Here is a 22,263-nt window from a genome sequence, read left to right on the forward strand (position 1 = left end):
TCTATTTTTTAAATGTTTTATAATTAATATAAGTTATAGTTATATTTAGATAATAACTTTCAAAAAACTAAAAATTAAAATTTATAAGTAAAAAATAATTAGAAATAATTAAAAAGAGGTTATAATAAGCCTGCTGTATCTAATGCTAATTTTACTTCTTCTGTTGAAGCTCCTTTTTCAATTTCAACTTTTTTATCTGTTGGTTCGATGTGTTTTATATTGCATCTTCTTCTTTTAACATTTCCATCTATTACAACAAAGTTTTTATCCAATATATCTACAACAACGCAGGTTTTTCCTGCTTCTCTACCTAATGTTTTAATGCATACTCTTCCTACTTCTATTGCTGACATAAATACCTCACCTCAGTTTTTGTTGTTGTAATTGTCGCCAATTACAATTCATCCTTTAAAAGGGGAGGAGTTATTTATATATCATCTGTTTTAATTTATTATATTTTTATATTTTAGTTTATTTTATTTATTTTCTAAATTATCTATTGCTTCACAGATGATATTAAACACTCCGTTTATATTCCATGTTGAAGAATCGATTACAATATCATATATTGACAAATCATCTATATCGATATTGTATATTTCTTTGTATCTCTTCTTCTCACTATTTTCTCTATTTATCATTTTAGTTAATGCGGTGTTGATGTCTTCGTTTTCTCTTTCACTTATTCTTTCACATCTTACCATTGGAGGAGCTCTCAACCATATCGATAATGTTGGATTTATATTGTTATTTTTAAGCATCCATGCTGCAAGCCTGCCTTCAAGAACTATATTTCCTTTTTTTGCCAATTCTACCTGTTTCTTATCTATTTCTTTATCAATTTCAGGATGTTCTTCTGCATATTTGCTGAATTCTTGCAATGTCATGTTTTTCTCTTTTGCCATATCTCTAAATATAAAACCTGCACATACATGTTTGAGGTTATATTTTTCAGCTATTAGCTTTGACATCGTTGTAGTTCCTGTTCCTGGCAGTCCTCCAATGGTTATTATCATTACAACACCTTATGAACTTTCATCCTTCTTATAAATTTCTTGCTTTTTCAATTATTAACCTTTTAAGACATTTAGGGCACAAATAGCCACCATAAGGTCTTTCAGGTCTTTTTTCGGTCTTTGATAGTTTTGCTATTTGATATGCTCTTCCTTTTGGAACACCATTCAAAAGAGCTCCACAACATGCACATCTTGCATTTGAAGGTTTTTCTCTTCTGTAATGCAATACAGTCTTGTTTCCAGGAGCTCTCCTTGATATTTTTTTAAATGAACCTGATTTATATCTTGGAGCAGGCATATTATTACCTCCTGTTTTTAATAAATATATATAACTAATTTCATAACCATATATTTTATCATTAAATATATGATATCTATAAAATAGTAGATTAACTATGCATTTATAGTATATAAAATTTTTGTTAAGTAAAGAAGCGTTTATGAAAATAATTTATTACGGTATCTATTAAATATTGTTTAGAATAGAATATGCTGTTAAAGTTATTTATCTATTTATAAATTATCATCGGAGCTCCTTATTATACTTAGGTGATACTTGCAATATAGAATAAAATATATAGAAGTTATTCTAAATATATTATTGTAAAAGGTGAAAATATGGCTACAACCTATGAATTAAAAATATATGGAAAAGTTCAGCATGTTGGTTTTAGAAATAGAATAGAAGATATCGGAAGAGGTTTGGGTATAAATGGGATAGTGTATAATTATAAGGATGAAACTGTAAGGATTTTAGCAAACTTCAACTCTGAAAAAAAGAAAAGATTATTTAAAGAAGTAATAAAAGAATTGGAAGAGGATGACAACCTAATAAGTATTGACAAAATCGAAGAGAGGGAATTAAAATCATATATTGAATTTCCAAAAGGTATAAACAGAATATCCGCAGATGATTTAATAGAACTTAATAAAAAACTCGATGAAGGAGTTAAATATATTAAAATGATATTTGGGGTTTTGGATGATGTTAAAAAAGGGCAGGATACAATAATAAGAGGTCAAGAGGAAATGAAGGAAATTTTAAAAGAGATTAGGGATGAACTAAGAAATAAAAATTAAGATTTATTTCTTTTTTTGGATTTAACATGTTTATTGCTTCGATAGTATATCTTCATTAAAATATTACATGTAAATATATAAATATTATTTTCTAAAATAAAAGGCGCGGAGGAAGGGATTTGAACGCATCCTTTAAAAAAGGATGCTACCCAAAGTCCAAAACTCACTTCGTTCGTTTTGGAACCTAAAAATGTAGTGTATATAAATTAATAGATATACCTTTCTAAAATAAAAGGCGCGGAGGAAGGGATTTGAACGCATCCTTTAAAAAAGGATGCTACCCAAAGTCCAAAACTCACTTCGTTCGTTTTGGAACCTAAAAATGTAGTGTATATAAATTAATAGATATACCTTTCTAAAATAAAAGGCGCGGAGGAAGGGATTTGAACGCATCCTTTAAAAAAGGATGCTACCCAAAGTCCAAAACTCACTTCGTTCGTTTTGGAACCTAAAAATGTAGTGTATATAAATTAATAGATATACCTTTCTAAAATAAAAGGCGCGGAGGAAGGGATTTGAACCCTTGCGAGGCAAAGCCTCACCGGATTTCAAGTCCGGCGCCATAGTCCAGGCTCGACCACCTCCGCACTTAACCTATTTATTAAATGAATAAAGTAATATATATACTTTTTGGTTAAAAAAATATATAAATAATATAATATGTAAATATTTCAACAATATTATTTTATACCCATTACTTTTCTTAGTGTCATGGATGTGGCCATTGAACATAGAATATACCATCCAAGCCATCCAAGTGCTTCATTGGAAACTACACCAAATCCGCCATGATAAAACATACCTCCGAGCCAGTGGAAAGCTGATACAAATAATATTTTTGATAAGATTATTGGAAGATGAACCACTATTCCATCCCATCCAGGTACTAAATGATGGAAAACACCTCCAAAACCATAAACATGTCTTAAATATGCAAATATGGCTATAATTGGAACCCATGTATATATCATAGGTTTGAAACTCATCTTCATCATTTCCATCTGCATTGCCATCATTTTTTGCTGTTCTTCCTGCAATTGTTTCATGAGCTCGGGATCTTTTGCTGCTTTTTTTGCTTTAACTTGGAATTCTTGAACTTCTTTTTTTAATTCTGCCATCCTTTCTTGATTAACAAGTAATTTTGTAGCTAAATTTATTATAAATGAAACAATAAACGCTATTATGAATATGGCAATAGATGGAGCCATATATTTAATAAGTGGCATAAATACTGCATCTAATGAATTGTAAAATATATTGAAAATAGATCCAAACATTTTTATCCCCGTATTATTTTTATTTAGTTTTTTATAGAATAAATTAAATAATTTTAATTAACCATTAAAAAAGTTAAATGATAATATATAAAATTATCTTAAAACTGAAACCAATTCCTCAATAGCATCATCCAATAATTTGTTCCTGTTTTTAACTATTTTGACAGTAGCTCCTGTTAATACCCCATAAGCCATTGCAGCACATCTATTCATGAACTGGTGTTCCTCTATATTTTTAGTCATTTCTAAATCCCTATTTCTTGTTTCATCGCCTAATCTTCTCATTAAAATCTCATCGCCTGTTGTCTCAACAACCACAATTATATCGGGTTGGAGCTCATCCAATACCCATATTGGAAGACCTGGTAAGTATCCCTTAGGTGTTTTAACTGTGCTGTGGGTGTCTACTGCAACGGGAGATTGCATAGCCATTTCTGCTATTTTTCTTCCAGCCATTTTTTGGATTCTTTTTTGAGTATCAGGGTCTAATTTTCTCATTTGGTCCCTGTCCTCTACAAGATTTTCAGCTTTTGCTACTTCAAACATCACAGTTCCAAAATTAACCATTTTATAGTTAATACCTTCTTCTTTCAATACATCAATTGCCTTCTGCGTAATTGTAGTGCCCCCTACACCGGGAACTCCTGTAATAACTACTAATTTATTTTTCATAATATCACCTTTTTATTTATTAATAAACATTAAGGTTTAAAATCTTATAAATTAAATCTTATAAAAAATTATTACAGTTGCATATATATACATTTGTTATATATTACTTTAATTTATACTTTAAACTTCATTGATGTTAAAAACGCATAATTAATACATTATCTATTATATATCAGTATTATCTTTTATTATTGTTATCTTTACTATTATATTTTACCTACTATTATTTAAATCATTGTTTAATTTAATCAGCATTTCGATAGCTATTCCTATTTCAACTATCCTACCTACTTCATATTCATCATCCAATTTTTTAAATAAATAATTTATTTTTTTATTTATAATATTATTTATATTTACATTATTCATATTATTTATATTATTTATCTCTTTTTCCTTAGTTTCACTTGGAGATTGTTTAAAAATCGCTTCTTTTTTCATTTCATTTTCTATTTTATTATTGGTGTCTTTATTGATAATTCTTTTATACTCACAATTTGGGCAATATACATTCCCTTTTTTATCTTCAAATAATGGAAAACCACATTTTTTGCAGTGTTTTCCAAGCATTTTAGAACCCTTTAACATTTCCTTGGATGCAATTTTTACAACATCGTTCTCTTTTTCATATTTACTCCCATGTTGCATGAGCTCACCAAAAACTTAAATTACTTAAAATAAATAACAAATCATACTTAATTATAAATGCTTTATATTACTATCTTATATTTTATTTACTTAAAAATCTGGTTTAATTATATATTATTCTATATAAATCCATATAATAAATAATATAATAAACAAACATTTTAAAATAATTTAATATAAGGCATTTAAAATAATGTATTAATTTATAATTTATTATATTACTATTGATATGATTAGATATTATTCAGATTGGTGATAAAATGGAAGTGGATTATAAAAATTTAGGATTAAAGGTAGGTTTAGAGATACACCAGCAATTAAATACAAAGAGGAAGCTTTTTTGCAACTGTCCCACTACAATAAGGGATGATAAACCCGATGGTGAGATTAGAAGGATATTAAGAACATCCCAAAGTGAGATGGGGGAAATTGATAAAGCTGCACTTATCGAATCTAAAAAAGGTAAAACATTTATATATCAATACTACAACGATACAACATGTTTAGTTGAATTGGATGAAGAACCACCACATCCACCATCAGAAGAAGCCATAAAAACTGCATTGCAGGTATCTTGTTTAATGAACATGAATATAGTCGATGAAATTCATACTATGAGAAAAATAGTAATTGATGGTTCAAATACATCAGGATTTCAAAGAACCATGTTTATTTCCAATGATGGATACATTGAAACAGAATACGGAAAAGTGGGTATTACAAGTTTATGTTTGGAGGAAGACGCTTGTAGAAAAATAGAAGATGGGAAAGATTACATAATATATCGTCTTGACAGATTGGGAATACCACTATTGGAAATTACCACAGAACCAGACATTACATCTCCAAAGATGGGGAAAGAAGCTGCAAGACGAATAGGTATGATATTAAGGGCTACTGGTAAGGTAAAAAGAGGTCTTGGGACGATAAGACAGGATGTAAATATATCGATTAAAAATGGGGCAAGGATAGAGGTTAAAGGGGTTCAAAATCTTGATTTAATTGAGAAAATAATTGAAAATGAAGTAATTAGGCAGATTAATCTATTGGAAATAGCAGGTGCATTAAAGGAAAGGGATGCCAAAATTGTAGATAATATAATTGATATAACGGAGCTCCTAAAAAACACAAAATCAAAAGTTATTAAAAATGCCTTAAAAAAGAAAAATGGAAAAATAAAAGCTGTATTGTTAAAAGGATTTGGAGGGCTTGTTGGAAAAGAAATTCAACCAGGTAGAAGACTCGGAACTGAATTATCAGACAGGGCAAAGGTGATTGCAGGAGTAGGTGGATTGTTTCACACGGACGAGCTCCCAAATTACGGCATTACTCAGGAAGAGGTGAATATGTTAAAGGAATATGTTAAAGAACAGCTTAAAACAGAAATTACCGAAAAAGATGCCATAGTTCTCGTAGCTGATGAAGAACATAAGGTGGATAGGGCATTAAATGCAATCATTGAAAGAGCTCAGGAGGCCATTAAGGGAGTTCCTGAGGAAACTAGAAAAGCACTTGAAAATGGAAATACTTCCTATTTAAGACCGCTTCCTGGCTCTGCAAGAATGTATCCAGAAACCGATATTCCCGCCATAAAAATAAATAAAAAAGTTATCGAAGACATAAAAAACAATTTACCAGAGATGCCTGAGGAAAAATTGGAAAGATTTATGAAAGAGTATAATTTAAATAAGGATTTGGCAGAAATTATGGTAATGTCTCATCGTGTTGAATTATTCGAAAAATTATGTAAAAAATATAAGGATAAAAACATAAAACCAACGCTAATTGCCACAACATTGGAGGGAACATTGAGAGAAATTAAAAGGGAAGGCTATAATGTGGATGTTTTAACTGAAAGACACTTTAATGAGGTATTTGATGGATTATCCAATAAAAAAATGTCAAAAGAGGCTGTTATTGAGGTATTAAAAGGATTTGCAGAATATCCTGAAAAGGATTTGAATGAGATTTTGGAAATAAAAGGTCTTAAATCACTATCAAAAGAAGAGGTTGAGGATATAATAACCGATATAATAAATCAAAATATAGATATTGTAAAAAGCAAAGGTATGGGTGCTATGGGAATGTTAATGGGTAGATGTATGGCAGTTCTTAGGGGTAAAGCCGATGGAAAATTAATAAACAGCATATTGAAGGATAAACTAACAAATATGCAATAAATTTTAGTATGTATTTTTATTTATTTTTATATATAATTTTAATATATATTATATACCTTTTATTTTTCATGTATTTTTATTTATTTTTTAAATTTTCAAATTTTAATTTATAATTCGATATATCAATATCATTATATGTTAAATTAGATTAGTTAAATCAGCTAAATTAGGGGATATACTATGAAAGAAATTATAGGATATGTAGTTGGAGAAACCACAACTACTGAGCTCTCATTTTTATCAGATAAAATTCCAGAAATTGGTAGTTATGTTTCTATAAAATACGACGATGGAATGGAGATTCTTGGAATGATTGAAGGGGTAATGCAAGGATGCCCTGTTTTTGATGAAGTGCTAAATGTAAAAGACCTATTAAAGTTAAAAAAATTGGAAATTGAGGATTCATTTTACATTATGGGTAAAATAAAGGTTTTAGGAGATATAAATTACAAGAAAATTCCAAGGGTTCCTCCAAAACCCGGAACTGAGGTATATGCCGCTGATGAAAATACATTAAAAAGGATGTTTTCGAATGGAGATATTGAGATAGGGAAGCTTATTTCAAAGGATATTCCTGTTAAATTGGATGTAAATAAATTATGTTCAAGGCATTTGGCAATACTTGCAATTACAGGTATGGGAAAATCAAATACCGTTGCCGTGCTACTATCGGAGCTCAGTAAATTAAATGCCACCGTGCTTGTGTGTGATGTGCATGGGGAGTATAAAGGCATTGAATCCTACGACTCAGATAATAAATTAAAAACTCATATTATAAAACCTAAAATAAATATATACAATATTGGTAGCGGTAGTTTAGCAGATTTAGCTGGCGTAGATGCCCAAGCTACAAAACAAAGACCTTATATTAGAAAAGCCATTAAAAATGTAAAAAATCGATATAGAGAAAGCGATTTTAACTCTGCGGAGGATTATATAAATGAAGTAATAATAGAACTTGAATCATTTATGGAAATCAATAAAAAAGATGCCGATAGCATTCAAACCGCAATTTTTAGATTGGAAGATATGCTACAATTTAAAAAGCATTTAATAGCTCTTCATTATAATCCAATAGAGGAGATAAGGGATAACCATATAAATATACTTTCACTTGAAAGCTTGGATGAAAACGATATGGATGTTATTGTTTCATACTTTTCAAAGGAAATATTGAAAGATAGAAAGGACTCTTTAAGAAACGGAGCTCCGAAACCTATATTTATAATATTTGAAGAGGCTCATCTTATCGTTCCACAGAACAGATATACAAAATCAAAATTATATATATCGAGAATAGCCCGAGAAGGAAGAAAATTTGGGGTTGGAATATGCCTTGTATCCCAAAGACCAAAGACACTTGACCAGGAGTCATTATCCCAGTGTAATAATTTAATAATTTCAAAATTGATAGAGCCTTCTGACCAAGCACATGTGCAACATGCCTCTGAAAATCTAAGTGAGGACTTACTTAAACAACTCCCCGGGTTAAATGTTGGTGAGGCTGTAATACTTGGTCCTGCATTAAATATCCCTGCAATAGTTAAAATAAATAGATTTAATGGAGATTATGGGGGAAAGGATTTAAATATCGTAAATATATGGAATAATAACAGCAATAATTACAACAACGAAAAACGGCTCTCATCCGATGATATGTTTGGAGGACTGGATTAAAAAAATGTAAAATAAAAATAATAATAAAAAATATAAAAAATAATCCTATTGATGTACTTTTTATTAATTAAAAAGCTTTTATTATATGAGCTCCTATATTAATATATAAAGAGGTGAGCTCTACGAATTGGGAGATAACATTTGATGGTATAACTTATGAATGTATCAACTGTGGATATTGTTGTAGCTGTAAGGATTGGAGAATATATTTATCATATTTTGATACTTTGAAGTTAAAGGAATATGAAGAATATATCGAAGAAATAAAAGAAGATATTACAGGGTTGGGATTCACTAAACGACTCAAAACAAACAATAGGGGCTGCGTTCTTTTAAACAGTAACAATTTATGCAATATTCAACTTAAAAAAGGGTATGAATTTAAACCTATTATGTGTAAATTATTTCCATTTAGTTTTATGGTAAAATGGAATGGAGATTTGCTTTTAATAATTAAGCATTACTGCAACGGTATTAAAAAAGGAAAATGCGATGATAAAATAATTAAACATGCCATAGAATGTTGTGAAGAATTATATCTTGATGAAATGGATGAAATAATAAATATGGGGATGGAACATTCCACAAAAACCAGACTAAACAATAATACATTAATCTCATGGGAAGAGCGAGAGGAGCTCGGAAGATATATTTTTGACAGTAGTAATTTGGAGGAGCTCTCTGAAAAATGTAAAGAGGTTTTGAATATTGATATATTTAAAGATATGAAAAAATTAAATCATGATAGCGAAATATTTATTAAAAATGAAGAAGAGATAATAAGATATTTAGGAGAACTTAATAGAAGAGAACATTTTAGAAAACTAAGTTTTAAAAAAGAGATATACTACCTGTTAAATATTGGAAAAGAATTGAGTAAATATAGTGACATATTCAAAGGTGAAGGGGTTATCGATTCAAAAATCTTAAATTACCATAAATAATATATTTTTAGTGAAAATATGATGATGAAAAAAGAAGTAATTATTATACTAATAACTACCATCTTAGTAATATTACCAATTTTATGGGTTATTCAACATAGTGATGCAAATAACTCAGATTTAAAAAAGTATGATGTATATAGTATAGAAACCAAAAAAATAGATAATAAAAACGTGTCTATTGTATATCAAATCAAAAACCCATCTCCATATGAGCATCTAAACAATATAGACTCTAAAACCAAAGCTGAAATATGTTATATTACATGGTATATGTTCAATCATTACCATAATATCGATGAAGTTCAAATAATAGCATATTACAATGATACAGGTAAATTAAAGGAATATTATAAATTTAAAATTGATAGAAATGCTGCTGAAATATCGGGGCTTTTAAATATCTCTGACGCGGATATATCATCAAATATGTATTATTATTACCGTAAAATAATTAAACTAGGAGTGCTAAAAGTTAAAGATGTAAATATTCCATATTGGAGGAGAGTTTATGGCTACAATAACACCAATCAATGAAGAAGAGAAAATGAGTATATTGGCAGGACTTAGAAGTCGTGTTCCTGCTACAAAATTAATAACTTTAAAAAAAATTTCAGATATTGCAGATATGCACCCTGAATCATTGCAATATATGGATATGGATGATAAAAGAACATTACAGGAAATAATAAGTTCAGTTGAAAGGATAATTAATATAGATACGGATGCCGTATTAAAAAGAGAAGCGTTAATCTCTCTTGAAAAAATAAAAAAGGCCTTAGGGGCCAAATTTACCCGAGATTTAATAACTTGCAAAAATTGTGGTGAAATCATAGATTTGGGATGGGAATACTGTGCAAACTGTGGAGCCAATATCACCAACATGGAATTTGAAGGTATAGAAAGATGTAAAAATTGTAATAAACATATTTCTGAAGAATGGACATATTGTGCCCACTGCGGAGTTTTATTAAAGGAAAAAGAAGAAAAAAATTTAGTATGTCCCAATTGTAGAAGACCTGTTGACCCTTCATGGATGGTTTGCCCATATTGTGGTTACAGGCTCAAAAAGATAAAATAAAAAATAAAATATCTTTTTAATTTTTTAGAACATTTGATACAGCACATGATTCTTCTAAAAGTTCAATTTTTAATCCTATTTTTGCAGGAATTACATTAACATTTGTATTTTTTGATATATATTCGCACTCTTTAATAGGATTGGTCATTTTCAAACCCATATGATTCATAACTGCAATTTCTGGTTTATTACTCATTTCGTTCAATAAATCTATCAAATCGTTTGAACATAAATGTCCTTTTATACGCTCATTTTTTTTCCTAACAACATTTGCTATAAGCACCCTTACTCCATTAAAATCTTCAATTAATGACTCCATATATTCCGTATCGCTGGTATATCCGATATCTCCCTTATTGGTTTTTACCCTTACGCCAATTCCAAAAGGGTCCCCATGTTTTGTCTTTGTTGCCGTTAAATTAACATCTAAAATATCCACAGAATCCTTTGGGTTTAACAAATAAACCCTTTCAGGTTTTGATTGGTGATATTTTGATATTGCATTTTCGTAAATCCCAAATCCTTCCAAAACTGAAATATTGCTTATTACATAACCTCTTTTTTTTATCATACCGTTTGTCATAGCCTCTATAATAATCTCAGCATCGGTATAATGGTCTGGATGGTCATGAGATACAAATAAGGCGTTTGTGCTCCATGGCGATATTTTTAACTCATTCATCCTTACAAGAGCTCCGGGACCTGGGTCTATGTGTAATCTTGTTTTTTCAGTATGTATTCTAAAACCGCCCGTTCCTTTATTCTGTGAAATAGTTTCCCATCTTCCTCCACCTGCACCTAAAAAAATTATTTCAACACGCAAAATTACCACATCCTTAAAATTATTAATAATAAAAAATAGCATTTCAAAATATAAATAATATTACATTAAAAATATACTAAATATTAAAATATATTAAAATATAGTAATATTAAATATAAAAATTATATCATCCTATTAAAATATATAAAATTATAATTTTTTATATCTATCTTGTATCTATAAATTTAACATTTTTATATATGCCATTTACCTCTACAATTTCATAAGGGGAAGTAATTACTATACTATTATTATTTTGAACAGTGCTGGATACATAAACAGTTATATCCTCATTGCTATTTTTAATTATTTTTGCTATTTTGATGCTGTAATAATTGGGTTTTTTACCACCATAAACACATATAATGGTTGTATTTTTTCGGTTATCTATATAACTACAATAATATTTTTTATCATATTTCCCATATTGCCCATATTCTAATATCGTATAGTTAATAGGTATGGGTAAGTTATTACAATTACTGTATGTATCCTTATTTTTATTATTCTTATCCACATTTTTATTACCATTCAGAGCTCTGTTATATCCAAAATTGCTACTATTTTTTATGGTGATATTTTTATTGTTTATAGTTTTATGGATATTTACATCATCATTAAAAAAATCTAAACACGACGATAAACTAACCATCAACAATATTGCAAAAATTGAAAATAACAATAATAATTTATTTTTTAAACTTTTCATAATACCCCATTATTTTCCAAACCTTCTTTTTCTTCTTTGATAATCCCTAATTGCCCTTAAAAAATCTATTTTTCTAAAATTAGGCCAGTATGTTTCGCAGAAGTAAAGTTCAGAATAGCTTGACTGCCATATTAAAAAATTACTTATCCTCTCCTCACCAGAAGTCCTTATTATTAAATCGGGATTTTGATATGGTAAATGAGCAGTGTACAAATGTTTAGATATGGTTTCCACAGATATATCATTAACATCCATCTCATTATTTTTTATCTTTTGCCCAATCCTTTTTATAGCATCCACGAGCTCCTGCTGACCCCCATATGCAATTGCAACATTTACATAATAGTTATCATAATCCTTTGTTTTATTTTCTGCATAAGCTATTGCCTCCCTAACATTTTCAGGTAGGAGCTCTATTCTACCTATAGCCTTTATATGTATTTTATATTTATGAACATTCCTATCTTCTGCAACAGCCCTAAATTCTCTTTCAAATAACTTCATCAATGCATCAACTTCTTCCTTTGGTCTATTGAAGTTTTCCAAAGAAAATGAATATAATGTTATTATTTTTATATTTAAATCAACACACCAACCTATAAACTCCCTGACCTTTTTTGCACCAATATAATGACCTTTTGTAGATTTTTCACCCATTATTCTTGCCATTCTTCTATTACCATCCATTATAACTCCTATATGTTTTGGAACCTTTTTTTTATTGATTTCCCCTTCAAGTATCTTTTCATAAAACTTAAATGTCCAGAACCTATTGAAAAAATTGTAAATTTTAAAGAACAAATCCACCACCGAATCTTTAAATCCTTAAATTAAAGTTATTTAATAGAGTTTAATATCTCTCCTGTTAAAAATTTTACTGCATTATAATACCTTTTCCAATTCCCATTCCTGCTTGTGTCTATAAATTTTACATTATTGTTATTTAAAACTACTGCACCACATCCTTCAATACCACATACCAATCCCAAGCATCTAAAAATTAGATTTCCAGATATTCCATCAGGAGCTATAATAATATTATATCCTTCTTTTAGGTATTCCTCTATCAATATACCTTTGTGTTTTATTACTAAGTTATTGGTATGTTTAGCATTATATTTATTACTATTACTGATGTATTTTACAATATTTTCGCCTTCATCTATTGATTTGTCTATCTTTTTACTTCTTCCGTAATCTGAAAGTCTTCCTGATGATAAAATTCCAATCTTTGGATAAGGGTTGCATTTAGTATTATTATCATTATTATTGATATTATCATTAGTATTATTTATATTATTTAAAAACTTTATAGCATAATTTATTATATTTATTTTATCATTAAAACCATTTTCATCATCCACCTCATCAATACCAACAGGAGATAATAAAAAATAATTATTTGTAAATGGATTTTTTAAAATAGATGCTCTATAAAATTTTCCGATATATTTTTTTAAATAAGGTATAACCTCAGAAGAAGACAGTGTGCCCCTTATAGAACCCTGAACTTCCCTATTTACAGTCAATGATATGAGCTCCTTTGGGTCATCTACTAATTTAACTTCTATACCTTCATCTATTAATTTATGATATGCCTTTAAGAGCTCTTCATTGTTGGTCTTCCCAATTCCCATCAAATATACCATGATTTCCCTTAATCTATGTTTTAATCTATTTTAATTTTTTTATTTTTATTTTTTATTTTAATTTTTAATTATTTTTTATTTTATTATTCTTTTTCATCAATTATATTCAATTTATCCCCTATCTTTAAATCTAAACCACAGCTTTTTATTTCAATCATTGCATTTGAATAAACATTTGATTTATAGGTTTTCCATGGTTTTAAATTCTTTACAATACCTACAACGGAATTATCCATTAGAAATACAACATCTATTGGGTATTTCATAAAACATGTGTGTATATGGAGCTTTCTTTTATGGTAGTAAAATATAAGCCCCTCGTCATGCCCTATATCTCTAAACATCAAACCAAACGCTCGTTTTATGAAATTATCCGCCACATTTAAATGATATATTTTATTATTCAATTTTACCTTTAACATGATTCACCTTTTTATAAGGGGTAGGTATATATTGAACAGAAGGTCTTTGTCCCACAGGTTGTTTGTATAAATCAAATAATTTATACACCTTATCTGGAACTTTTGTATTTACCGATATTCCCAATTCATTTAATTTTTTAACAGTTAGCGGATAGTCATGAGTCCATTTACCTGTTGAAAGTGTCTCAGCAAGTTCTTTTGCTCTTTCTTCGGGCATCTTATCCCTTAATAAATCAAATACAAATTCTTTAACTTGGTTTATTGCTTTTTTAGAAACATCTGCAAGTATTAATGTTTCATCATCGAGCTCATCTATATATTTAGAATTCACTGTATTTATAATAGAAGCTGCTGGATATTGCCCTATTTGGGGGTCTACTGGTCCCATCACTGCATTTTTATCCATTATAATTTCATCCACTGCCAATGATATCAAACTACCTCCACTCATTGCATAATGTGGTATTATTACCGTTGTTTTTGCCTTATGTTCCTTTAATGCCATAGCTATTTGCTCGCTGGCAAGAACCAAACCACCTGGTGTGTGAAGTATTAAATCAATAGGCATATCCTCAGGCGTCATTCTGATTGCCCTTAAAACCTCTTCACTGTCCTCGATATTTATAAATCTATATATGGGTATTCCAAAAAGAGCCAGTTGCTCTTGCCTATGTATCATTACTATTACTCGGGTTTTTCGCTCTCTTTCCAATTCTTTAATGCAATTATATCTCTGCAATAATTTCAATCTAAACATGAATTGAGGATACATAAATAAAAGTAGAAGAAATAACCAAAAAAGACTTGACGGGTCCATTATCACACCATATATAGTTAATAATTATAATATATAACTCAAAATGTTTATATACATTTATAATCATATTTAAATAATGAAATATAAATATACTTTAAATATATTTATATATTTTACATGTTAGATATACTATAAATATATATACTAAATACACACTTGCATATAGCTAATGCAAATATGCATTAGGTATAATTAAATATAAATTAAACCTACATTAAATATATATCTTATTATTAAATATTTTATTATTGATTTTTTATTAATATTATTAGAATTATATATTTTACATCGAATATTTTAAAATGAGGTGTTCTAATGAACAGAATAAACATAAACACCATCAAAATAAAGCCATTAGTATCAGAATCTTCAAAATTATCTGATGATATTATGGCTTTAAAATATGTAATTATAGAACCTGCTGGATTTCCTATTAAATTAAACGGCGAGAATTTGAAAATTACCATTGATGACCCAAAATTATTCAATGTATATGCGCGAGACCAGTGGGAAGGTGAGACTGTAAAAGAAGGAGATTATATATTTGATACTACAATTATCCCAGATTATGCATTTAAAGTAATCTCAACATATCCCAAAGAGGGAGGAATTGTAACGCGAGATACTCTATTTAAGTTAAAAGCAGCGAGAACCCACAACAATATAGACTTTAAAAAAGCGAGATTTGACGAGGTAATTGGTCAGGAAAATGCAAAGAAAAAATGCAAAATAATTATAAAATATTTAAAATGTCCAGAATTGTTTGGAGAATGGGCCCCAAAAAATATATTATTTTATGGACCACCTGGAACTGGAAAAACGCTTTTAGCAAGAGCTCTTGCAACTGAAACAGATGTTCCACTTTATCTTATAAAAGCCACAGAGCTCATAGGGGAACATGTAGGTGATGGTTCAAAACAAATCCAAGACCTGTACAACAAAGCATTAAATGATAGACCCTGTATTATATTTATAGATGAGCTCGATGCCATAGCACTTAGTAGGCAATATCAATCATTAAGGGGGGATGTTTCAGAGATTGTAAATGCACTATTAACAGAATTAGATGGAATACATAACAATGATGGTATTGTTACAATTGCAGCAACAAATAATCCTGAAATGCTTGATAATGCTGTAAGAAGTAGATTTGAAGAAGAGATAAAATTCGAACTCCCAAATGATGATGAGAGATTAAAAATAATAGAGCTCTATACAAAAAAGATGCCAATAAAAGTTAAGGCAAATCTAAAAAAATATGTTGAAAAAACAAAAGGCATGAGCGGAAGAGACCTAAAAGAAAAATTCTTAAAACCTGCACTTCATAAGGCAATATTGGAAGATAAAAAATTTATTGAAGAAAAAGATTTGGATGATGTATTGAATAAATTAAAGGGAAATAAAAAAGAAACGCCTTTAAATTTATATGGATAAATAATATAATACATAAATTAAAATTTAAAATATATAGTAAATTTAAAATTTATAATTAAATAAAATAATAAATAGAATAATAAATAAAAGTTATTTATTTACTTTAAAGAAATCTTCTATTTTAACCTGTTTATTTTTATCATTTTCAAATAGATTATCTATACCTTCTTTGATTAATTCCAATCTCTGTTTTATATAATCGCTTGCATTGTATTTTTCAGCCATTTTTTGAGAAACTTTCATATATTTTTCCACAGCTCCTTTTGAAACTGTTAATATTAATTTACTTCCACATTTTGGACATACTCCTCTTAATGGAACTCTTCTAAATTTTGCACCGCATTTGCATCTAACCCCTTGTCTTGAAAATGCCCTTAAATTCCCAATTAAATCAGGAACAAAATGGGATTGAATTACCTTTTCAGCAACATCTCTTTCATCAGTAGCTCTTATTTTCTTTGCTACTGCTAACTGAGCCTCTGTTTTTTCCAGCATAGAACCTAATGTTTTATAAGCACAAACAAGAGGTCCAGCATCAACTCTTGAAGTTTCGTGGGTATATCCAATACCCTCATATTGAGATGGTTTTCCTAATCTATCCTCAACGGTTTCTATTAGTTCCTTTACCTCTTTTGGAGAAGGCATTTCAAGTGTTTTTTCGTAAAATTCTAATGGATATTCCCAAACAGTATCCATGTTATGAACTTCTCCATCAACCTCTTTTGGGTCAAGAAGTGTGGTTAATACCAGCGGGGCATCCATTTGCCCACCTCTTTTATCTGGCAAAAATCGTTTGGAAAAGTTCAAAAATGCGTCTAAAAGCAAGAATATTCCGTCTTCGTCCCCGTCACAATTATGTATTTGAATATTTAAATTTATAACTAAATTGTGATACTTCTTTGCGTTTAGTGAATATACAAATTCATCCTTTGCCTTGATGATGGTTTTATTTCTAACCTTAACAATGAAACCATGTTTTTTTAAGCCTTTTTTAATCTTAAAATTTCTATGTAGATGTAACTCATAGATATTTTGTTTTTTAGAAGATGTAAAGCCTATATTTTCAAAATATTTCATTGCCTGTATTCCATTATAATCAATTCTATAAACTGTTGATTTTGGAATTTCAGTTCCTCTTTTTTCATGATATTTCATTACAACATTTCCATTTCTTCCATTTGCATTTTTATCTACGCCCCAGTTTCCATATAATCCAAATTTTGATATCATTAAGGTATCAACATCTTCCAATAATTTTTTATTTGCACTATATATTACTACAATAGGTCTTGTTTTTATGGCACTTCCATCTCCTGTGAAATATGCTGAAAGCATCAATTTAACCTTTTCCTTTGGAAGTTTGAATATAAATGAAGGCACTCTTTTATTGTGTGCATTTGTTCCTGTCTTTAATATCTCAGTGAATAGTAAATAGATTATTCTTGAACCAACGGTTATTTTTCCGTCTCTTTCATATATACCAAATCCATCTCCAAATGCTTCAATTAATGAATTTTTAATATCCTTATTTACCTCCTCATCGTAATTTGAGAAGTTTAGTTGATAAACACTACTGGTTTTTCTTACATATCCTTCTGCCAAATAATAGCCAATTATTTTTAATAGAGGTTCAATTTTAATAATTCTTTTTATATTTACCCTATCCCGCTTAACTGCAATAAATATATCCTTTGGAACAGCAGATATATTCAATTCTGCATTTTTTAAAATTTTTAACAGTGAATCCAGTGGTATTGTGTCCTGTTTTATGTATTTAGTAATATTTTTAATCAGTTTTTCTTTTCCTTTATTGGTTTTTTCTTTTTCTCTTTCTTTTAAACAGTCTTTTGGAATATTATTTATTATCCAATCCGATATCCCTCTAACCCTTATGAGCTCCCATATATTTTTATACTCATCCTTTGAGAGTTCCTCCAATAAATCAATATATTCTATATTTTCTTCCCCAAAATCCAATTTTGGAATTAGCATTAAGTCGTTTTCTTCAACATCCATTGCATTCTTTTTTATAAATTTATCCTCTTTTTCATTGTATATCATTACTGGATGGTCTGGTGTAGTTTCAAAACTTCTTCCTGTGTCGAGCTCTATATTTATGAGATGATTTGGAGAGGGTATTTTTAAAACTTCCTCAATGTCTGTTAAAACCATTTTTTTATTTAATGTATCGAAGGAATAAACCTTAATATTTAGATTATTTTTTGGTTTATTTTTGATATAGGCATTATTTTCATAGTATTCATTATCGTATAAATTGTAGAGTTCCTCAATTGTGATTCTTTTCACTTCTCCATTTATATTTACCAATACGGTTGTATTTGGTGGAAAGCAGTTTCTCCTCTTTGAAGCATGGAAATATGGATGAGCATATCCCACATTTGCCTTACAGTATCCTATAATCCTACCAACCATTCCCGCAGAAGTGTGTGGGGCCATTCCTATTACTAAATGACCAATTAAATCCTCTTTATTTTTTACATTATAAAATCTATCTGTTTTATAGAATTTTTCAAGTAAATCATCGATAAATTTAGTTGCATTTACAAAATATTCTGCACAAGATGTTGGGATAATTATATCCTGCACTTTTAGTTCTATAACCTGATTTTCATTAGTTATTGGATTTCCATATATATCCTTGTCATAACCTAGTTCTTTTAATTTTTCAACGGATACATTTATTTCACAAGGTTTAAAATGAGTAATTGGCACATCCGTGCAGTCAAACCTCATAGTTCCATCTTTAAATACAAATACATTATTCATTGCCCTTAATATAGCCTTTTCAAGTGGTTCCACTACTTTATCCTTTGACGTCATACCCTTAATACACTTTACATCCCCCGGTTTGTTTATCTTTAAATTTTCAAGTGCCTTATACCAGTAGTCTTTCAGCGGAAGTTCTATTCTATTAGGTCCTGATAATTTCACAGGAGTTCCGCAAAATGGACACCTATTGTATAAACTTATCTTTCCACATTTTGGGCATTTTCCATAAGATATATCAATTGTATCAGTTTTACCTTCTTCAACAGCTTTATTTATCAATCTAACAACATTTCCTGCATTACCTATTGGAAATAACCCATTTACTGGTGGTTTCATTTTTCTTGGAGCAGCTTTTTCAGGTCTTCCCATACGAGCTCCTACATATATGTATGCTTTCCTTTTAATCTCAAATGGTGCCAATAGATTTATAAAATGCATGCTGTTTTTTGATTTATTAAATATTTCATCTATATTGTTTATGTTATTATTTTTTATATTATTTGTATTATTTGTATTATTGTTTGTGTTGTTTATATTATTTGTATTAGCTAAATCTTGATTTTTTTCAACATCAAAACCCAATGAATACAGTAAAGGATAATATTCGTTTATTACGATAAATTTATTGAATATATTATTGATATTACCTTTGTTATTAGTTTTTTCTTTATTATTAATTTTATCTGTGTCTGTTATATTCTTATTAGTTATAACTTTATGACAGCACCCTATGAGCTCCAATATTCTTTTAGATTTTATGTGTTTTTCATCCTTTGAATTATAAGGAACCACCCATATATCATGCCCTTCTTCTCTTTTAAGATATCCGCTTAAAAGCCAATTTCTTAACAACAATATATCCTCTTTTGACACATCATGCCAATAATATGTATATCTTGGATGTAGTGGCGTTCCAGTTTTTATAGCAAATTTTACAGCTTTTTTTGGGTCAGGATTGTTTATATATTCTTTATTGTATTCAATATTTTTTGAAATAAGTATTTTTTCATACCATTCTTCACACCAACTACTTGGGAGTATTGGATGGTTATTTTCAAGAAAATCTCCAAAATTAATTAAAATATCTCCTAAAAATAATATTTCCTCTACGGAATCCCTATATTCCAATGCCTTCTCAATAGTATCAATTCTCATTACATTTCCATTTTTTAACTTTACAATAGGAGGTTCTATACTATCTACTGGAACAACACAGGTTGCCTTTCCAGGTCTTTCAGTTTTTAACTGAGTTCCGACAGCCATGAAGTCATCCACTAAATACATAAGTGCTGGGTGAAAACCATCTGTTGCAAACCCCGTATTTCTACTTCTGCCATACCTTAACCTGAAACCTCCCTCTTTTGAAGGGTGGGCAAAGACAGGTCTTCCTGCAATAACTTCACCTATATATTTTGTAATTGCTTCAATTTCAATATCATCATACAATTTACTGTATTCTTCAAACTCTTCTTCATCTATGTCATTATTATCGTTATCTTCTAAATTATCCTCTTCGTTTTCATTTTCATTTTCTTTTGCTTTTTTTCCCTTTAATTCTTTTAGCCAATCCCATCCTTCAATTCCAAGTTTATCGACATGCCTTAAAATTTTTGGAGCTTTTAAAAGCACACCTTCTACCAGTGCAAGCAGAGCTCCCCCTCTTATTTGGTTGGTCTCTACCCTATCCAAATCTCTATGTCCGCTAACTTCCACATCGTCCGTAGCTTCTCCTGTAATTTCTATGGGTATATTTTTTACAGCGGTTCTTATTTCATCGGGTTTTGGAGAATATTGGAAACTACCAACTTCTGATTGATACAAATCAACTTCTTCCACATACCGTTCTACTTCATCCTCATTGGGCATATATCTATTTAAATTCATATTTTTTCTGACATAATCACCAACAAGAACAGATAATGCCTGAGCTGTCCCACCTGCACTTCTAATGGGTCCAGCAAAATATATTGCCAAATATTTACTACCATCTCTATTATTTTTTATTTTAACATGGGCAATTCCTTCAAGAGGAGCTGCTACAATCCCTTCTGTAATTATGGCTAATGCTGTTCTTACAGCCTGTTCTGCTAATTCTTCCATAGTTCCTTCATTTCCAAATTTTCCTTCAACTATTTCTTTGGCAATCTCCAATGCAGCAGGTTCTTTACCAAGTTCTGAAACAAGTTCTCTTATTCTTCCAGATACCCCTTTTGGACCTACAAGCCCTTCTACCCTATCAGCCATATCTTTTGCAAGAGGCACCTCTACAAAATCTGTGGGGTCATATCCTTTTTTTCTGCATTCCTCTGCAATATCGTAAATTTTTTTAACATTATCTAAAATATTTTTAAAATAACATTCCATATCCTTAGAGGAGCTCACATGAAACATATCTTCACCATATTATAAAATTATAAAATTGTAAATTTAGTAAAATAATATATCCATCAAATATATAATATTAAAGTAAGTGTATAAATCTAAATATATAAATATATATTTGTAAAAAATAATTGGCATGAGGATTATAGCCCGCCTTCTGTAATTTCGACGACATTCGGCTAAGCGCTAAATGCTTGCACCCGTGCAGAATGGTATCGTTTCACCGTTTCCTTGAAACTCCTCAATTTACATATCATTGTCATCTGTTTCAAGGCCGTGTCGTTTCTATATACCATTCAATCCTTCTCAGGATTTTATGCACATAAGGGGTGGGCGGAGCTTCCTCCTAATGGGAGTCGCCAATCCTCTTGCCAATATTGATAATTAATATATCGTAATCATATATAAAAAACCAAAGAATAAAAATGAAAAATAAAAATAAAGAATAAAAAATGCCAAATGTTGTAAAAAACACATTATACTCGAAAACTCGAAATTATATAATTATAAATAAAAAATGGCTAACAGCGTCACCCTGTTTCCACCGGAAGGCAGTACTTAGGGTATCGCTGAAGGGCTTAATTTCCGAGATCGGAACGGGATCGGATGTTACACCTTCGCTATGACCGTTATGCCAGAAAAAATAAAGCAGGCATAAGCCC

General features: G+C 29.6%; 20 protein-coding genes, 1 tRNA gene, 1 rRNA gene and 1 other RNA gene. 7 read left to right on the top strand and 16 right to left on the bottom strand.

All coding sequences use genetic code 11. The features are described from left to right. Window positions 1–119 precede the first annotated feature (119 nt). The 3 genes from METOK_RS03460 to METOK_RS03470 form a co-directional block, all read right to left on the bottom strand. Complete coding sequence (locus tag METOK_RS03460; protein ID WP_013866847.1) at window positions 120–353, bottom strand: 50S ribosomal protein L14e; 234 nt, start codon at window positions 351–353, stop codon at window positions 120–122. Window positions 354–476: 123 nt separating this feature from the next. After that, complete coding sequence (cmk, locus tag METOK_RS03465) at window positions 477–1,016, bottom strand: (d)CMP kinase (protein WP_013866848.1); 540 nt, start codon at window positions 1,014–1,016, stop codon at window positions 477–479. Between the two features lie 28 nt (window positions 1,017–1,044). After that, entirely contained in the window at window positions 1,045–1,314 is a 270-nt protein-coding gene (locus tag METOK_RS03470; protein ID WP_013866849.1) for a 50S ribosomal protein L34e, read from the bottom strand. A 320-nt stretch (window positions 1,315–1,634) separates the two neighbouring features. On the opposite strand from METOK_RS03470, the gene METOK_RS03475 reads away from it, so the two are divergent. Beyond that, entirely contained in the window at window positions 1,635–2,096 is a 462-nt protein-coding gene (locus tag METOK_RS03475) for an acylphosphatase (RefSeq protein ID WP_013866850.1), read from the top strand. Window positions 2,097–2,596: 500 nt separating this feature from the next. On the opposite strand, the gene METOK_RS03480 is transcribed toward METOK_RS03475, so the two are convergent. From METOK_RS03480 to METOK_RS03495, 4 genes are all read right to left on the bottom strand, one after another. After that, window positions 2,597–2,683 (bottom strand) — tRNA-Ser (locus METOK_RS03480). Between the two features lie 93 nt (window positions 2,684–2,776). Further along, window positions 2,777–3,373, bottom strand: coding sequence for an EMC3/TMCO1 family protein (locus METOK_RS03485; RefSeq protein ID WP_013866851.1), 597 nt, complete (start codon window positions 3,371–3,373; stop codon window positions 2,777–2,779). A 93-nt stretch (window positions 3,374–3,466) separates the two neighbouring features. After that, window positions 3,467–4,045: an adenylate kinase gene (locus METOK_RS03490; protein ID WP_013866852.1), complete on the bottom strand. Its 579-nt coding sequence runs from the start codon at window positions 4,043–4,045 to the stop codon at window positions 3,467–3,469. A gap of 213 nt (window positions 4,046–4,258) precedes the next feature. Beyond that, complete coding sequence (locus METOK_RS03495; protein ID WP_013866853.1) at window positions 4,259–4,693, bottom strand: Sjogren's syndrome/scleroderma autoantigen 1 family protein; 435 nt, start codon at window positions 4,691–4,693, stop codon at window positions 4,259–4,261. A gap of 260 nt (window positions 4,694–4,953) precedes the next feature. Here METOK_RS03495 and gatE point away from each other — a divergent pair, with 260 nt between their 5' ends. The 5 genes from gatE (at window position 4,954) to METOK_RS03520 (ending at window position 10,575) form a co-directional block, all read left to right on the top strand. Further along, window positions 4,954–6,873, top strand: a complete 1,920-nt coding sequence (gatE, locus tag METOK_RS03500) for a Glu-tRNA(Gln) amidotransferase subunit GatE (RefSeq protein WP_013866854.1) — start codon at window positions 4,954–4,956, stop codon at window positions 6,871–6,873. A gap of 180 nt (window positions 6,874–7,053) precedes the next feature. Further along, entirely contained in the window at window positions 7,054–8,550 is a 1,497-nt protein-coding gene (locus METOK_RS03505; protein ID WP_013866855.1) for a helicase HerA domain-containing protein, read from the top strand. Window positions 8,551–8,663: 113 nt separating this feature from the next. Further along, complete coding sequence (locus METOK_RS03510) at window positions 8,664–9,494, top strand: YkgJ family cysteine cluster protein (protein WP_013866856.1); 831 nt, start codon at window positions 8,664–8,666, stop codon at window positions 9,492–9,494. An 18-nt stretch (window positions 9,495–9,512) separates the two neighbouring features. Further along, a complete protein-coding gene (locus tag METOK_RS03515) occupies window positions 9,513–10,031 on the top strand; it encodes a hypothetical protein (protein ID WP_013866857.1) in 519 nt (172 codons plus the stop codon). Beyond that, a complete protein-coding gene (locus METOK_RS03520; RefSeq protein WP_013866858.1) occupies window positions 10,006–10,575 on the top strand; it encodes a zinc ribbon domain-containing protein in 570 nt (189 codons plus the stop codon). The genes METOK_RS03515 and METOK_RS03520 overlap by 26 nt, the downstream gene beginning before the upstream one ends. A 16-nt stretch (window positions 10,576–10,591) precedes the next feature. Here the strand turns inward: METOK_RS03520 and METOK_RS03525 are convergent, their stop codons facing one another. The 6 genes from METOK_RS03525 to METOK_RS03550 all read right to left on the bottom strand — a co-directional run bounded on the left by METOK_RS03525 (window position 10,592) and on the right by METOK_RS03550 (window position 14,995). After that, window positions 10,592–11,398: an MBL fold metallo-hydrolase gene (locus METOK_RS03525; protein WP_048057865.1), complete on the bottom strand. Its 807-nt coding sequence runs from the start codon at window positions 11,396–11,398 to the stop codon at window positions 10,592–10,594. 166 nt (window positions 11,399–11,564) lie between these two features. Continuing rightward, window positions 11,565–12,107 carry a hypothetical protein gene (locus tag METOK_RS03530; RefSeq protein ID WP_013866860.1) on the bottom strand — a complete coding sequence of 181 codons (543 nt, stop codon included), beginning with the start codon at window positions 12,105–12,107 and terminating at the stop codon, window positions 11,565–11,567. Window positions 12,108–12,116: 9 nt separating this feature from the next. Beyond that, on the bottom strand, window positions 12,117–12,908 hold the full coding sequence (gene uppS / locus METOK_RS03535; RefSeq protein WP_013866861.1) for a polyprenyl diphosphate synthase: 792 nt from the start codon (window positions 12,906–12,908) through the stop codon (window positions 12,117–12,119). A 35-nt stretch (window positions 12,909–12,943) separates the two neighbouring features. Further along, window positions 12,944–13,756, bottom strand: coding sequence for a methanogenesis marker protein Mmp4/MtxX (gene mtxX, locus METOK_RS03540; protein WP_013866862.1), 813 nt, complete (start codon window positions 13,754–13,756; stop codon window positions 12,944–12,946). An 83-nt stretch (window positions 13,757–13,839) separates the two neighbouring features. Then, on the bottom strand, window positions 13,840–14,178 hold the full coding sequence (locus tag METOK_RS03545) for a DUF192 domain-containing protein (RefSeq protein ID WP_013866863.1): 339 nt from the start codon (window positions 14,176–14,178) through the stop codon (window positions 13,840–13,842). Further along, a complete protein-coding gene (locus METOK_RS03550) occupies window positions 14,156–14,995 on the bottom strand; it encodes an SDH family Clp fold serine proteinase (RefSeq protein WP_013866864.1) in 840 nt (279 codons plus the stop codon). Before METOK_RS03550 ends, METOK_RS03545 begins: the two co-directional genes overlap by 23 nt. Window positions 14,996–15,310: 315 nt before the next feature. Between METOK_RS03550 and METOK_RS03555 the strand changes: the two genes are divergently transcribed. Further along, window positions 15,311–16,429: an AAA family ATPase gene (locus tag METOK_RS03555; RefSeq protein WP_013866865.1), complete on the top strand. Its 1,119-nt coding sequence runs from the start codon at window positions 15,311–15,313 to the stop codon at window positions 16,427–16,429. A gap of 90 nt (window positions 16,430–16,519) precedes the next feature. Here the strand turns inward: METOK_RS03555 and METOK_RS03560 are convergent, their stop codons facing one another. The 3 genes from METOK_RS03560 to rrf all read right to left on the bottom strand — a co-directional run bounded on the left by METOK_RS03560 (window position 16,520) and on the right by rrf (window position 22,235). Further along, entirely contained in the window at window positions 16,520–21,610 is a 5,091-nt protein-coding gene (locus METOK_RS03560; RefSeq protein WP_013866866.1) for a DNA-directed DNA polymerase II large subunit, read from the bottom strand. A gap of 125 nt (window positions 21,611–21,735) precedes the next feature. Beyond that, an RNA gene (gene rnpB / locus METOK_RS08360) (RNase P RNA component) lies at window positions 21,736–21,973 on the bottom strand. A 147-nt stretch (window positions 21,974–22,120) separates the two neighbouring features. Next, window positions 22,121–22,235, bottom strand: a 5S ribosomal RNA gene (gene rrf, locus METOK_RS03565). Between the last annotated feature and the right edge of the window lie 28 nt (window positions 22,236–22,263).

This window comes from Methanothermococcus okinawensis IH1 (genome assembly GCF_000179575.2).
Lineage (GTDB): Archaea > AGJL01 > Methanococci > Methanococcales > Methanococcaceae > Methanofervidicoccus > Methanofervidicoccus okinawensis.